We start from the raw sequence: 13,450 nt of genomic DNA, 5'->3' as shown, positions 1-13,450 counted from the left end.
GACGGCAGCCTATCGGCGCTCCTCGTCTGCCGCCAGCTCGTCAAGGTGCTGGGCCGCCTCGAACAGGTGAAACTTGGCTTCGAGGAGCGAGCCTGCTCTCCACCATATTCTCTAACGGAGTACCTCGGCAGAGCCGAGGAGGAGTATTCCTAAATAGGATATTCTACCTCCTGAAGATAGGAGACTTGCATGACCCAAGAGCAAGTCGAGCACGTGGCACGAGCGTTCTACGAGGCCGAATTTCCGGGTACCTGGAATGATGCGCAAGGCGCGATTCAGAGGCACTTCAGAGACCTTGCTCGCACGGCGATTGCCACCCTGAACCGTCAGATGGCCCAGTGTCGTCGGTCAGCTACCAAGGCAAGCGCCATGTCCGACTCGCGCAAGATTGCCTAAGATCAAAGCCGCAGCCTGCCGGAGTATCGTCCATTCCCGACCTAGCCCAACCTGAGGCGAATTCCAAGATCAGCCGTGAGAGAGGCCACAGCGGAACGGCGGCAATTAGAGCCCCTGTTCAATCCCGCTCATAGGTCTGCGGCAGGAGCTGCTGGTAGCGCTGACGAATGATCCCGTAGCACTCACACGTGGCTTTCTGAAGAGCGGGACGGTCAAGGACCGTAATCATCCCTCTGCCTTGCTGGATGAGGCCCTTGTCCTGCAGCGTGCGCGTGACCTCGCTCACCGTCGAGCGCTGCACGCCCAGCATCTCGGCCAAGAACTCATGCGTGAGAGGCAGCTCCGCCTCACCCACTCTGTCCTGCGACATCAGGAGCCAGCGGCAGCAGCGGGCCTCGACGCTGTGAACGGCGTTGCAGGCGACGGTCTGGAGCGTCTGCGCCATCAGCGCCTCGGTGTGAAGTAGGACGAGTTGCCGGATCATGGGGCGGGCTGCCATGGCCTCTTGCATCCGGGAGAGGTCAATCCGCGATGCCGAGCCGCCCAGCTGGACGATGTAGCGCCCGAAGGACTGGCTGCTCACAAAGGCGCTCACCAGCCCGAACAGGCCCTCGCGGCCGAACACCGCCATCTCGGCCGCCTTGCCGTCCCGCATGACGGTAACGAGCGACACCATGGCATCATGCGGGAAGTAGGTATGCGTGACAGTCCCTCCCGGCTCAACGAGGATCTGACCGCGTTGCAGGTCCAGGACGGCCAGGTGCGGCTCCAGACAGGCCAGATCCTCTTTCGCCAGAGCGGCCAGGAGCCGGTTGTCCTGGTGTCGGGGTGGTCTCTGGACCTGGGCCATGGCAACGCCTCCTGCAGACGCCTAAACCAGCAACCCGTCAGATAACGCAGGAGAGATGCGGTACGGTCCTGACGTCCCTTCATTCGCTGAGCACCAAGCCCATACCTCACCTCGATCAGGAGCCTGTAGAAGCGCCGGATGCCCTGCTCTGGGTCGATCCAGTGCAGCACCAGATGGTGCTTGATCGAGGACCGGGCTCGTCATGGATAGAATTGCCTCAGTCGCTTCAGGACGAGCGGTTCTTCCCAGTCGGGCGATTTCGGTAGATCTGCCGCATCTTCTGAAAGCTTTCCTCGCGTGCCTTGGTAGCGAGTTGCTTTTGAACCTCATCAAGACGCCCGTGCTTTCGACCACATTGAACGCACTGCACAACGCTCATTGCTTCGATTTTAGCCGGCAGGATGGCCTGCCCGGCTCCGCATTTCGCGCAGGGATACGCAAACGTGATGGGTTTCGTCATGAATTTGTTGCTCTCCTCCTTGATCCGATCAGAAGCTGGCTCTGCCCTCGCGGTCAACCGCCTCGGCTTTTCCCGATGCTCTGCAACAACCGGTCCAAGGCACCCCTGCACACGAACGCAGTCGCCGTCCAGGTACTCGATGTCCTACCCGTCGGCTTGGGCGCTGGTGGGGCTGCTAAGGGATGCGTTTAAACGCAAGCCTTAGGAAGCCTTCCAGGCGCGGTTTCCTGCCGATGGCAACGATCCTGCCTGCAGGTGCTGAAAAGCCGTCAATGGGCGATGTCCTGAACCTGCCGCAGCAGCACAAACGCCCGTTTTCCATCGCCCAACTTCGGCATAACGTCATCTTTCACGGCTCTGAGTCTAAGCGTTTAAACGCATGCGCGCGGTGGCACCGCCAGCGGCGATTTCCAGGTTCCCGGCTACTATCCCACCGGCTGACGCACTTTTGCCGCTGGTGGCCGGGCATCCGGAATCTCCTGAGCTATTCGGCAGCGAGGGTATGGCCGGACAACTCTGTGAACTCTCCGTTCGCGACGGCGGTCCTTAAACGGACGATCCGGGCGCTGTCCTTGGCGCTCTCCTGGATGGTCAGCCTTGCCGCCTTGCCGATGGTCGACCGCAGCGCGACGATGGCCGAGCCCTCGTGGCGCATGCTCAGCGGCGTGGACGGATCGCGCCCCTGCGCGAGGAGCTGGCGCGCTGCCGCGAAGAACGGCGTAGAGGACCGGCACAGTTCCTGGCTGTCGAGGAGGGCGGCGTAGCGGTCCCGGCCCACCGGGCGAACCGTGAGGTGAAGGGTTGGAATGGAATGCCTCAACTCGCTCTCGTCCGGGTGACCGATCCATCGAGCTCGATCACCTCCACGACATCGCTGCCATGAGCATGGCTGTGCATGTCGGGTGAGCAGGTGCAAGGGCCGCCCCGGAACATCGAGCACCCGTCGTCGTGCGCAATGGTGACGTGATGCACGCCCGGCTTTCCGGCCAGGAGGCTGGTTTGATAGGCAAGGAGGCGGCCGAGATAGCCGGTGCCGTGCTTGCGCGCGCGCGCAGCTCTGGCGCGGCGTTGATGGCGGTTCATCGGGTTGGGCTCCTGTCGGACTTCCCATGAGGGGTGAGCTGACAGACACGTCTCGCCTTGGTCGCTTTCCCTTCGTGGCCTACCTGCTTCACCGCCCCCCACCTCACCGCTCGCTCGTCCTGGTTGCTCCACCTTTTGATCCTTGCTCCACCACCCACCACCTCCCAAGAGGAGGTGGTGGTGGAGCAGGTGTGAGCGCTCCACTGCTCCACCTTTGCTCCACCTTGAGTGAGCAAGGTGGAGCAAGGAGAGAACGCGTCACTAACCCGGCTCCTCGAAGTCCCCAGGGATGACGAAGGCACGCAACTTCCGGCTTCGATCCTCTTTGTCGACGGACTTCAACGCGCCGGTCTCGATCCACGTCTTGATGATGGTCTTGACCTTGGCCTTCGCGGCCTTGTCGGAGAGGTCAAGGCTCAGGACTTCAGCCACGCACTTGCCGACCCAATCCGGGGATTGGGGATCAAGCCGCCATTGCCCGTCGGCGATGCGATGACGGACTTCGTGCATGTGGTCCGCCGTCACGTCGTCAAAGTGTTTGGGAGGTTCCCACTGGGCCACGACGCCGATCCAGTCGCTGGGCCGGGTGTCGGTTGCGTTTCCCAGGTCGATGCTTTCCAGCTTGAACCATGTCGAGTTTTCAGACGGTGGAGCGAGGTTCGCCTTGCCGTCGAAGGTGCGGAAATGCAGGCGGCGGTTCTCCACGCCCCACTTGTCCGCCTCGGCCTGGGTCATCTGGTTGATCGTCCGGGCCGCACGGGCGGCGCTCAGGAGGGCAACCGCACCACGACCATCTTCCACGGTGGCTTCGGCTCCGTTGGTCTTGCGGACGTGATGATTCAGGCCGAAGGCGCAGTTAGTCCGCTGAGCGATGCGGTTGATAGTCTTGGCGACGGCATCGATAGCCCCGTTGTCGTTTTCGGAGACTTGATGCACCGAGACGAACGGATCGAGGATGACAACCCCAATCCCGTTCGCGCGGATGGTTGCCTCCATGGCTTCCTCCACCACGGTGGCTATCCTGGTTCCTTCCCTGGTCTGCTCAGCGAGGCTGATCGGGGAGTCTCGTCCGCTATCGAGGAAGAGCCAGCCCTCGATCTCTTCGGACCGTATCCCGTAAAACATCATGGCCGCGCCGACGCGCCGCTCCAGTTCGTCGCGCGGATCTTCCCCGTTCCACAGCCAAACCTTGGTTCGCTCGTTCGGCGTTACGCCGAGCAGGTCCCGGCCCGTGCAAATCGCCAGGGCTTCCACGATGGCAAGGTTCGTTTTACCGACGCCACCCGGCGCAACCGTCGTCGAGGCGAATTGCCGGATGTAGTGACGGCCATAAATCCACTCGCGCGGCGGAATCGTTTTGGGATCGCGCCACTTGAACGGCGTGGCCGACACCAGCGGCTGGGGCTTCTGCGCCCCTTGCTGACGCTCCTGGCGCGGCGGCTGCTGTTGCTCCCGCTGCTGCTGTTTCGGCTTCAGACGGCGCAGGCTGGTCACCCGCGCAGCATCTTCCGTAGGAGGGGGAATATACTCGCGCTCGAACATCAGGCGTTCCTCCCTTTGGGAGTGTTCAGCGCGTTGAGCGCGTCGTTCATGTCCTTGCCGAAGTCGGGAGTGCCTGCAAACACATCCCGTCCCGCCGCATCCCAGCGCATCGCGCAGGCCTCGACAGCCCGCTCATTCGCGCCATTCCTGTCGTTCTCTGCCAGGAGAGTGATGGCCTCGATACCAGAGAGCACCGGCAAGTTCGCGATGGTGCTCGCCGAGCCCAGCGCCCAGACTGGCGTGAACCCGAGCTGCCGCGCCGCGAGGCATGTCTCGACCCCTTCGCCGACGACGAGCCCCATCGTCACGTCTTCGTCGGGATCTAGCTTGACAGCAGCACCGCGCGAGGGACCGAGCATCATCGGCTTCCCGACCTTCTCGCCCTCCAGCGTGAGCCTGCGGCGGTGGATCGCCACGATCTCGTCGGTCTGGATATCCCGCATCGCGCAGACCATGGCCGGTACGAAGATCAGCTCGCCGCGCTCATCCTTCCAGGGGCACCGAGGATGGTACCTGAGATCGGCTGTATCCTCGGGGAACAGCAATCCTCGGCCCGCAAGGTACTTCTGGACGATGGTCCCGCGCGGCTCTCTTGCCTCGGCCCAGATTTCGCGGAAGCGTTCCCGGACCCAGGCAGCCCGGCGTTCCTGGTCCCTGTCTGGCGCAGCGGGTGCGGGAGCGGCAGGGCGGGTCATGGGAGCCCGTTCGCCCTTGGATGGCCGCCAGGACGGAAGCCCCAGCATCTCGCGCACATGGTCGCGGCAGAGCAGTTCATCGTCGCCCGCGAAGCTTGTGACCCAGAATCCCTCCGGGTAGACGGAGCTGATGTGGACCGACAGGCTGCGGTCTTGTCGACTGTGGCCGGGACCAGAGGCCAGGATGCGGTTGTGGCCGATGACATCACCGCCGAGGGCGTGGGCGACGGAACGGGGGTCGAGGTCGTACGAAGAGACTTTGTCTGCCCACAAAGTCTTGCAATTGTTGCTCATCGAGCTATCTGCCTTGAGCCCTTGCACGCCCCCTTTCCGTGCAGGGGTCTTTCGTGAAAGGGTCAGGCGGCGGTCTCTTCGGAGCCGGGCATGGAAATGTCGGCGGGCTCAGGGGTTGGGGTCCATTCGCCGCGCTCGACGGCCTGAAGGTAATCAATCAGCACGCCAAGCTTCCAGCCTAACTTCCTCTCCCCGAGTCTGAGCGGCGTCGGCATTTTCTTCTCGCGATAGAAACGTCTCAACTGTGGCACGCTGAAGTTAAGCAGGGCGGCGGTCTGCTCGACGCCGAGAACACAGTGACGGTAGGCTTCAGGCGGAAGCCGCCCGATCAACTCGTGCGGCAACGGGCGAGCCGCCGTTCCGGCCCCAAGGCCAGCGCCGATGGGAGAGGTGGAAATGCGAGACTTCATGGTGATGGGTTCCTTAGTCTCGTCGCCCAACGTTTCCGGGCGACGTTGTGACTTCAAAATAGTCGCTATGGACTGAAACGAGAACATACGAGGTGTTGGCACAAACGGCCGGGAATCGTGGAAAGTCTGGTAAATTGTCTTTATAAATCAATGTGTTACGATAAATTTTTCCATAGTCAGGAATGTGGATTGCGGGTACGGCTGTGACTTTCCCCTGCGGAAACTAACAATCGTGACTGATGGACCGCACAGCCGGGTTTTGCGACTGGCGAACGCTCAAGCCGTGGTCGCTTTAGGCCGAGGCCATGCAGCCGTCATTGTGTCCCGGCGTTCCGGCAAGCCGAGTTGCACAGGAGGCCGACTGCGCCCGTTCAAATCTCGTCAGGCATCACTCCGGGAGGACTCGTCTTTCACCAGAGCCGCGACATGAGCGGCCCAGTGGGCGAGCGCCTGGCGCTTTTCCTTGGCGTAGGTCGCTCTGTTGTAGACACCCGCCACACCGGCCTTGTGGCCGGAGACGTGATTGAGGATCGCCTCGATGACGTGGGGAAGGATGCCGAGTTCTCCGAGGCGAGTCGCCACGGTCCGGCGAATGTCATGAAGCCGCCAGGGGCGGACCTTCTTGCCCGCTTCAATGATGCGCTTGTCCAGTGCCGCTTTGGCCTTGCTCCAGCCCTGGAAGCCTCCTGCACCATCGCCGAAGACGAGACCACGCCCGTCGCGGCGCGGGGCATCACGCAGGATGTCCAAGGCGGCATCGCTCAGCGGCACATCATGCGGAAGGCCGTTCTTGGTCCGCTCCCTCGGGATCGTCCAGAGCGCCTGCGCCTCGTCGATCTCGCTCCAGCCTAAGGCCCCGACTTCCGCGCGGCGCTGGCCGGTGAGGAGGAGCAGGCGGACGATGCGTCCGTGGTCGTCGTCGCGGCAGGCCTTCCAGATGGCCGCCAGCTCCTGATCCTTCAGGACATGATCGCGCGAGATTTCGTCGGCGGCCTTGTTGGTGCCGACGACGGGATTGGTCTCGGCCAGGCCTTCTCCCATCGCCCATGTGAACAAAGCCGACAGCGAGGCGCGGGCGCGGTTGGAGGCGAAGGGGCCTCGCTCGCGCGCAATCTCGCTCAAGCGCACAGCCACCGTGCCGCGCTTGATCTGATGCAGCGGCAGTTCACCCATAGCAGCCCAATGATGCGTCAGGTGGCGCTCGATCTCCTCGTAGCTGCGGGGCTTCAACTTCGGCTTGGCGTGTTCCTCCAGGTAGCGTTTGGCCACGGAGCCGAGGGTCACCGCCGCGCGGGCGCGGCTCTCGGCCTTCTCGGTTTGCGGATCGCCGCCGAGCTGGACCTTCGCCAGTATTCCACGTGCGGCCTCGCGGGCCTTGTCCGCATTCAACGCCTCGACGGTGCCGAGGCTCACCCGCCGCTGCTTCGAGCCTACACGGTACTGGGCGATCCAGGTCCGCTTGCCGCCGGCTCGGATGCGAAGGCCGAAGCCGGGCAGGGCATCGTCGAACACGAGCAGCTCGCTCTTGCCCGGCGGCAGCGTCAGGCGAGCGACATTGGGCTTGGTCAGGCGCATCGTGGCCTCGCTGGGAAGCATATGGGAAGCAATCTCGCGATCCAGTATGATCGCTTCCGGCCTCATCAGACTGAGGGTATTGGCAATTTTAGGCGGAAAAGTGGACGTTCTGATGCTTCCCAATCACTCGTGATCACGTAGAACCCCGGATTGTGGATCTGGGGGTCCCCCGTTCGAGCCGGGGCGGCTGTACCACTTCAAAATCAAAGATTTTGGCGGTTTCGAACCCGCGACCCTGTGCTCTCCCCTGAGACTTTGAACATCTGCTCGTCGTTGGAAGATTGCACTCCTTCTTTCCGACAGGTCTCGATGTCCGTATTGCGGGATCATGATCAGCCGCCAAGCTGGTGCATTGGTTTTAGGCATTCTGAACGCTTCATGGTTGTCCTTCGATCATGAACTGAACGGGGACATACGTTCTCCTCGGGCTTACGATGCCTGCGTTTCTGGCGCTCACGATGGCCAGTGCCCGCCTAGCGAAGACAATCCTGCCTGCTTGGAGATTTTCTCGGCGAAGTGGATTCGGGTCGTCGTCAAAATGCGGCAAAGCAAAGAAAAGCAATAGTTTCACGCAAATGGAACCGGCTCTAGCCAAGCCCTGAACTTCGTGCGGTTACAGAGTGCCATCAAGGTCATTTTCAACAAGGAGCCGCGTATTCCGTCTGATGATGCGGATGGATCGCGCCAACGCGCCAGCGGACATCACTGTGCCAAAATTACTTTATATCTGCTTACTCTCTGGAGTGACGCGTCCTCCCGAATAGATCGGCACCGATACTCTTTCTTCGAAGGCACCCGAGAATGTGCCTCTTAGCATGACGGCGCTCGATCTCTGACCGGAGATTCAGGTCATGGCGACATATCCGGGATTCATCCGTGCGTTGCGCAATGAGAGCGTTGAGACCGCTACCTGGCGCTATTATCGGAATACGGCCGACGGAGAGCCGGTCACTGTCACCTATAACTTCATGGCCAGCCCCATGGGGCCCGCTTGGTACGGCGATCCGAGCTACCGTTTCAAGGTTTATTCAACTTCCGACAAGGCTCTCATCGAGACCGCGCTTCGTGCCTTCAGCACAATTTCGGGCGTTACCTTCGCCAAAAGTGCTTCACAAAATGCGGATTTGATGTTCGGCCAGTTCGACATCAGCGGCAGCGTCGCTGGGTATGCCGACATGCCATGGATCGACAAAACCGGTTCAGGGACTCAAAGCAGTCAGATCATCATGATCGATGTGGCCCAGCCGCTGGCCACGACAGGCTGGGGCTATCAAGTGGTCCTGCACGAGATCGGGCATGCCTTGGGACTGAAGCACACTTTTGAAGGACGGAATCGCCTCTCGCTCGCCGATGACAATACGGACAACAGCGTGATGTCCTACACGCAGGGTGTTACCTCTTACGGTCTTGGACCGTATGACATCATGGCTCTTCAGAGCATCTATGGGCCGGCAAATGCACGACTAGGTTCGTCCACCTACAAGTTCGGCGCGAACAAAATCATCTGGGACGGAGGAGGGACCGACACCATCACCGCGGCCCATCTGCGTGAGAAAATCACTCTCTATCTGGATGACGGCACGCAAAGCTACATCGGGCGAAAGCATGCGATCCTGACGAGTAAGCAGGTTTGGCTCGGACATTTCACCATGATCGAGAACGCCGTCGGCGGCGCCGGAAACGATGCGATCTACGGAAACGAGCTGGCCAACAATCTGAAGGGTGGATCGGGCGATGACAGGCTGACCGGCCGCGCTGGCGACGACCGGCTCTACGGCGGCGGTGGTAACGATCATCTTTCCGGAGGCGCAGGTGCAGATACCTTCTACGGCGGTTCGGGGAAAGATCGATTCATCTTTAAGGCGCTCAGCGAACTTGGATCGTTAGACGCCTTCGATCGCATTCAGCAGTTCGACAGGAACGATGTTCTGGACTTTCGCTCCTTCGATGCCAATCCGGCGGCATCCGGTCGGCAGAAGATCAAGTTCACCGGAAATTTCAGCGCAGATGTTGAACATCAAGCCGTGGGAACGGCGTATTATAACCGGGTCGCAGACAAACTGATGATCGAAACGACGGGCGACGGCGTCGCCGATTATCAATTGGCGATCAAGGGCGTGGACGTACTGAAGTCCGCTTACTTTCTTGTTTGAGTGTTGGCGATCGCAGGAGCCAAGTCTTCATCCCTGCAGCATCCGATATGGATGAGCCTCCGATCACCGCGCTTCGTGTCGGACAGCGTCCTCAATTCATGATAGGATATATTGTTTGGGAAGTCGACACGGGCTCTCCCACCGAGCCCCTTGAGAAGGCTCTTGATCAGGTTGAGCCATACCTCGACTGAAAATTTTTCGATTCTTTGAGGAATAAAGCATCGATCAGAGTGTCTCAGGGAAGCGGTTCTGCGCCGGAACTTCTGGTCCATCTGCGGGGGAATGGGTCCGATGCCTCGTGTAATTCCTAAGATCGCCGACGATCCGTTCGACGGGCTGCGCCTGCCCGTGAACATTTGGAAAGCCCTTGAGGACGCGCATATCGCCAGCCTCGAACAGCTCAAGACCATGATCCCCACCATCGAGCAGGTGCAGGGCATTGGGCCGGAGGAGGCCCAGGTGATCAGAGACAGGCTTGAGCGTCTGGCCACACGGCGTGTCGTCCGGGTCAGGCTGATCTTTCCCAAGCGGCCTCGCAGTAAAAAACGAGCCGTTCGACGGACTGCAAATCGCTCGTGATGCTGATCTCTCCTTCCATGCGTTCTGCCGTCCAGCATGGACCGGATTGGCCTGTTGTCTCACCAACATCGGGGCTATCACCTGCACCTGAATTGAAATAGGACCGGGCGAGCGAGGGGACCTCGCGGAGCAAGGCCCGCCCTCTGAGGATCGGGCGGGGCTAGAGGCTAATCATGGAAACAGAACTAGTGACTTCCGAGGCGCGTCGGGCACGGGCCGGCGTTCTTTATGCCTTGGCGGCATTCTTCATGTGGGGCCTTGCCGTTCCGCTGCACTTCAAGCTCGTGTCGGCCGTGCCAGCTCTGCAGATCCTCGCTCAACGCATAGTCTGGGCGAGCGTGTTCGCGCTAGGTCTGATCCTCGTCGGCCGGCAATGGCGCAAGCTTGTCGAAGCGCTGACCTCCGGCAGATGGCTCCTGCTGCTGTGCCTTTCGGCTGGCCTGATCGCCATCAACTGGCTCGTCTATATCTGGGCCGTCAATTCCGGGCACCTCGTTCAGACAAGCCTCGGCTACTTCATCAATCCACTCCTCAACGTCGTGCTGGGCGTTCTCTTTCTCCGGGAGCGGCTGAGCCCGGCGCAGGTCGCTGCCTGCGTGATTGCTGGACTGGGTGTGCTCGTTCTTGCAATCTCCTCAGGTGAGATGCCCTGGGTCGCGCTGGTCCTGGCCTGCAGCTTCGGCTGCTACGGTCTCGTCAGGAAGATCGTGCCGGTTGCTCCTCTGATCGGCTTTTGCACCGAGTCGCTTCTGCTCACCCCTTTGGCCCTGGGCTATCTGGCCTGGGCCGCCGCGAATGGCCAATCCGTGGCGTTCCAGGGCGATTGGAGCCTCGACGCTCTCCTCATCCTGACAGGGCTTAGCACCGCCTTGCCCCTTATCTGGTTTGCGGCAGCCGCTCAAAGGCTGAAGCTCTCTACCATCGGCCTGCTGCAATACCTGGCGCCCTCGGGCCAGCTTGCGCTCGGCGTTCTCGCTTATGACGAGGCTTTCGGGTGGATCGATGCCCTTGCTTTCGGGCTGATCTGGATCGCCCTTGCGATTTACACTATCAGTGCCCTGAGATCGGCTCCGCCGGTGCCTGAGCCAGAGAACCGGTTAGAGAATGGCTTGCGCCTTGCCGAAAAGGGCATTCCGACGGCCCGGTAGACTTTTTGACGGCTTGGCCTGATGCTGTGGGGCAACCGCGGCCGGGCCTGCGCGATGACTTTCAAGTCAGGCCCTGAAGAGGACGCTAGTCTGCGATGCTTGGGCGCCTGTGGGTCAAAGTGCTGTCAGCAGCCTTTTATGGTGTGGCTCTCCTGTTTCTGGCCACCGTCGCTCCTCTAGGAGCCAAGGCACAGCCTGCACCGGCTCCGAGTCCTCCTCCACCCCAGATCCAGCAATTGCTGCAGCTCCTGCAGGATCCTGCCGTCCGCTCATGGATCGACGAGCAGCAGAAGTCTCCCGTTGCAACGACAGCCCCTGCGGCCGCTCCGACGACATCGGAAATCATGATGCAGCGGATCACGGGCCTGCGGGAGCGCCTTGCCGCCCTCGCGGCTGCCGTGCCACGGCTTCCGGACGAGTTTCGGAGTGCATCCGGTCGACTCCTTGAAGAGTTGCAGGGGCGAAGGCCGCTCGCCGTAGTGCTTCTCATCATCGGATTCCTCGCCCTGGGGGCAGGGGTCGAGTGGCTCTTTCGACGGGTGACGGGTCCGTCTCGACAGCGGATTGCAACCCGGCCCGTGTTCGCTACCTCCGAACGCCTACATGCGGTTGCCTTGCGTTTCGTTTTCAATCTGGCCGACATTGCGATTTTTGCGGTCGGAAGCATTGGAGCCTTCCTGGCGCTCGACTGGCCGCCGCTCCTCAGGCAGGTGGTGGTCGCCTACCTCTTCGCTGCCGTCATGCTGCGGCTGTTCCTGATGGTGAGCCGGTTCCTTCTTGCGCCAAACCATGCCGCGTCAGGAGATACCGAGCGGTTCCGCCTGATTCCGACAGGCGCTGCTGCCGCGCAGTTCTGGCACCGGCGCCTCGCCCTGTTCGTCGGCTGGTTCGCCTTCGGGTGGGCCACCGTCGATGTGCTCAAGATCCTGGGCTTTACGCCGGAGGCGCGCGCCGTGGTGGCTTATGCCCTCGGCCTCGGGCTACTCGCCATCGCCCTCAACGTCGTCTGGACACGGCCCACGCCGGCACCAAGCGCAGCCCCGGAAACCGGAGCGCCGAGGCGCGTGTCCCATATGGTCGCGGCCAGCCTGCTTTCCGTCTATTTCGTTCTTCTCTGGGGCCTCTGGGTGGCAGGTCTCATGGGCTTCTTCTGGCTTGCCGTCATCGCCCTCCTACTCCCGGTTGCCATCTCCGTTACGGAGAAGGCCAGTCGCCACGCCCTGCGCCCGCATGAGGAATCGGAAGCCTCGCGTCAAACAGGTTTGACGACGGTTTATCTGGACCGCGGAATCCGGGCGCTGCTCATCGCCGGCGCCGTGTTGCTGCTGGCCGATGCCTGGCACATCGATCTCGTCGAGATGACAAGCCGCGACACGCTTCTGACGCGCCTCCTCCGAGGCGCCCTGAGCGCCGTGGTCATCCTGCTCGTTGCCGATCTGATCTGGCAGGTGACGAAGACCTTGATCGACAGGCGCCTCACACGCGCACAGATTGTCACGGCCACGAATAGTGGAATCGCTTCGCGCGAGGCGCGGCTACGGACGCTCCTGCCGATCTTCCGCAATGTGATTTTTGCCGTTCTGGCGGTCGTCGCGGTGCTGATGGTTCTCTCCGCGCTGGGAGTGGAAATCGGTCCGCTGATCGCAGGCGCAGGTATTGCGGGTGTCGCCATCGGCTTCGGTGCGCAGACGCTGGTCAAGGACGTGATCAGCGGCGTCTTCTATCTCCTCGACGATGCATTCCGAGTCGGCGAATACATCCAGAGCGGCAGCTACAAGGGGACGGTCGAATCCTTCTCCCTGCGCTCGGTCAAACTGCGCCACCATCGCGGACCGGTTTACACAGTGCCCTTCGGCGAGCTTGGGGCGGTGGAGAACATGAGCCGTGACTGGGTGATCGATAAGTTCCAGATCGGCATTACTTATGACTCCGATCTGGAGAAGGCACGCAAGCTCATCAAGAATATCGGTCAGGACATGGCTGCCGACCCGGAATTCGGTCCGAACATCATTGAGCCTTTGAAGATGCAGGGTGTCGAGCAGTTTGGAGAGTTTGCAATTCAGATCCGCTGCAAGATGACGACCCGACCGGGCGAGCAATTCGTCATTCGACGTAAGGCCTTCGCCCGCATCAAGAAGGCATTCGAAGATAACGGGATCAAGTTTGCAGTCCCGACAGTTCAGGTCGCTGGTGGTGGCGAAGCGGCGCCTGCCATCGCGCAGGAGGGGCTTCAACTCGTCAAGCCGGCAGGTGCTGCAGAATAAA

13 protein-coding genes are annotated in these 13,450 nt (G+C 61.2%); 5 read left to right on the top strand and 8 right to left on the bottom strand.

Annotated features, from left to right (window positions below; genetic code table 11):
* Positions 1–189 precede the first annotated feature (189 nt).
* Entirely contained in the window at positions 190–396 is a 207-nt protein-coding gene (locus JO965_RS21050) for a hypothetical protein (RefSeq protein WP_203440949.1), read from the top strand.
* Positions 397–514: 118 nt separating this feature from the next.
* Here JO965_RS21050 and JO965_RS21045 read toward each other — a convergent pair whose 3' ends face one another.
* The 8 genes from JO965_RS21045 to JO965_RS21010 form a co-directional block, all read right to left on the bottom strand.
* Positions 515–1,246, bottom strand: a complete 732-nt coding sequence (locus JO965_RS21045) for a Crp/Fnr family transcriptional regulator (protein ID WP_203440948.1) — start codon at positions 1,244–1,246, stop codon at positions 515–517.
* Positions 1,247–1,472: 226 nt separating this feature from the next.
* Positions 1,473–1,706 (bottom strand): hypothetical protein, encoded by a 234-nt coding sequence (locus JO965_RS21040; protein WP_203440947.1) that lies wholly within the window; start codon positions 1,704–1,706, stop codon positions 1,473–1,475.
* Between the two features lie 484 nt (positions 1,707–2,190).
* On the bottom strand, positions 2,191–2,526 hold the full coding sequence (locus JO965_RS21035; RefSeq protein WP_203440946.1) for a hypothetical protein: 336 nt from the start codon (positions 2,524–2,526) through the stop codon (positions 2,191–2,193).
* Positions 2,523–2,789 (bottom strand): hypothetical protein, encoded by a 267-nt coding sequence (locus JO965_RS21030; RefSeq protein WP_203440945.1) that lies wholly within the window; start codon positions 2,787–2,789, stop codon positions 2,523–2,525. The genes JO965_RS21035 and JO965_RS21030 overlap by 4 nt, the downstream gene beginning before the upstream one ends.
* A gap of 261 nt (positions 2,790–3,050) precedes the next feature.
* Entirely contained in the window at positions 3,051–4,331 is a 1,281-nt protein-coding gene (locus tag JO965_RS21025; protein WP_203440944.1) for an AAA family ATPase, read from the bottom strand.
* Positions 4,331–5,320 (bottom strand): toprim domain-containing protein, encoded by a 990-nt coding sequence (locus tag JO965_RS21020; protein WP_203440943.1) that lies wholly within the window; start codon positions 5,318–5,320, stop codon positions 4,331–4,333. The genes JO965_RS21025 and JO965_RS21020 overlap by 1 nt, the downstream gene beginning before the upstream one ends.
* 62 nt (positions 5,321–5,382) lie before the next feature.
* Positions 5,383–5,730, bottom strand: coding sequence for an AlpA family transcriptional regulator (locus tag JO965_RS21015; RefSeq protein ID WP_203440942.1), 348 nt, complete (start codon positions 5,728–5,730; stop codon positions 5,383–5,385).
* Between the two features lie 381 nt (positions 5,731–6,111).
* A complete protein-coding gene (locus tag JO965_RS21010) occupies positions 6,112–7,305 on the bottom strand; it encodes a site-specific integrase (protein WP_203440941.1) in 1,194 nt (397 codons plus the stop codon).
* Between the two features lie 851 nt (positions 7,306–8,156).
* Here JO965_RS21010 and JO965_RS49210 point away from each other — a divergent pair.
* From JO965_RS49210 to JO965_RS20990, 4 genes are all read left to right on the top strand, one after another.
* Positions 8,157–9,458, top strand: coding sequence for a M10 family metallopeptidase C-terminal domain-containing protein (locus tag JO965_RS49210; RefSeq protein ID WP_203440940.1), 1,302 nt, complete (start codon positions 8,157–8,159; stop codon positions 9,456–9,458).
* Between the two features lie 291 nt (positions 9,459–9,749).
* The gene (locus JO965_RS21000) at positions 9,750–10,037 is read left to right on the top strand and encodes a hypothetical protein (RefSeq protein ID WP_203440939.1); all 288 of its coding nucleotides are present in this window, start codon (positions 9,750–9,752) and stop codon (positions 10,035–10,037) included.
* A 173-nt stretch (positions 10,038–10,210) separates the two neighbouring features.
* On the top strand, positions 10,211–11,185 hold the full coding sequence (gene rarD, locus JO965_RS20995) for an EamA family transporter RarD (protein WP_203440938.1): 975 nt from the start codon (positions 10,211–10,213) through the stop codon (positions 11,183–11,185).
* A 95-nt stretch (positions 11,186–11,280) separates the two neighbouring features.
* Positions 11,281–13,449 (top strand): mechanosensitive ion channel family protein, encoded by a 2,169-nt coding sequence (locus JO965_RS20990; protein WP_203440937.1) that lies wholly within the window; start codon positions 11,281–11,283, stop codon positions 13,447–13,449.
* The last annotated feature ends 1 nt before the right edge of the window (position 13,450 follow it).

Origin of the sequence: Microvirga sp. VF16 (assembly GCF_016864375.1) — a bacterium.
Lineage (GTDB): Bacteria > Pseudomonadota > Alphaproteobacteria > Rhizobiales > Beijerinckiaceae > Microvirga.
Note: the sequence above shows the minus strand (reverse complement) of the source record. Positions and strands in the feature narration are given on the sequence as shown.

Bases quoted from the DNA above. Each gene is read 5' to 3' on its own strand.
- JO965_RS21050 (WP_203440949.1), top strand. From the start codon at position 190: ATGACCCAAGAGCAAGTCGAGCACGTGGCACGAGCGTTCTACGAGGCC.
- JO965_RS21045 (WP_203440948.1), bottom strand. From the start codon at position 1,246: ATGGCCCAGGTCCAGAGACCACCCCGACACCAGGACAACCGGCTCCTG.
- JO965_RS21040 (WP_203440947.1), bottom strand. From the start codon at position 1,706: ATGACGAAACCCATCACGTTTGCGTATCCCTGCGCGAAATGCGGAGCC.
- JO965_RS21030 (WP_203440945.1), bottom strand. From the start codon at position 2,789: ATGAACCGCCATCAACGCCGCGCCAGAGCTGCGCGCGCGCGCAAGCAC.
- JO965_RS21025 (WP_203440944.1), bottom strand. From the start codon at position 4,331: ATGTTCGAGCGCGAGTATATTCCCCCTCCTACGGAAGATGCTGCGCGG.
- JO965_RS21020 (WP_203440943.1), bottom strand. From the start codon at position 5,320: ATGAGCAACAATTGCAAGACTTTGTGGGCAGACAAAGTCTCTTCGTAC.
- JO965_RS21015 (WP_203440942.1), bottom strand. From the start codon at position 5,730: ATGAAGTCTCGCATTTCCACCTCTCCCATCGGCGCTGGCCTTGGGGCC.
- JO965_RS21010 (WP_203440941.1), bottom strand. From the start codon at position 7,305: ATGCGCCTGACCAAGCCCAATGTCGCTCGCCTGACGCTGCCGCCGGGC.
- JO965_RS49210 (WP_203440940.1), top strand. From the start codon at position 8,157: ATGGCGACATATCCGGGATTCATCCGTGCGTTGCGCAATGAGAGCGTT.
- JO965_RS21000 (WP_203440939.1), top strand. From the start codon at position 9,750: ATGCCTCGTGTAATTCCTAAGATCGCCGACGATCCGTTCGACGGGCTG.
- rarD (WP_203440938.1), top strand. From the start codon at position 10,211: ATGGAAACAGAACTAGTGACTTCCGAGGCGCGTCGGGCACGGGCCGGC.
- JO965_RS20990 (WP_203440937.1), top strand. From the start codon at position 11,281: ATGCTTGGGCGCCTGTGGGTCAAAGTGCTGTCAGCAGCCTTTTATGGT.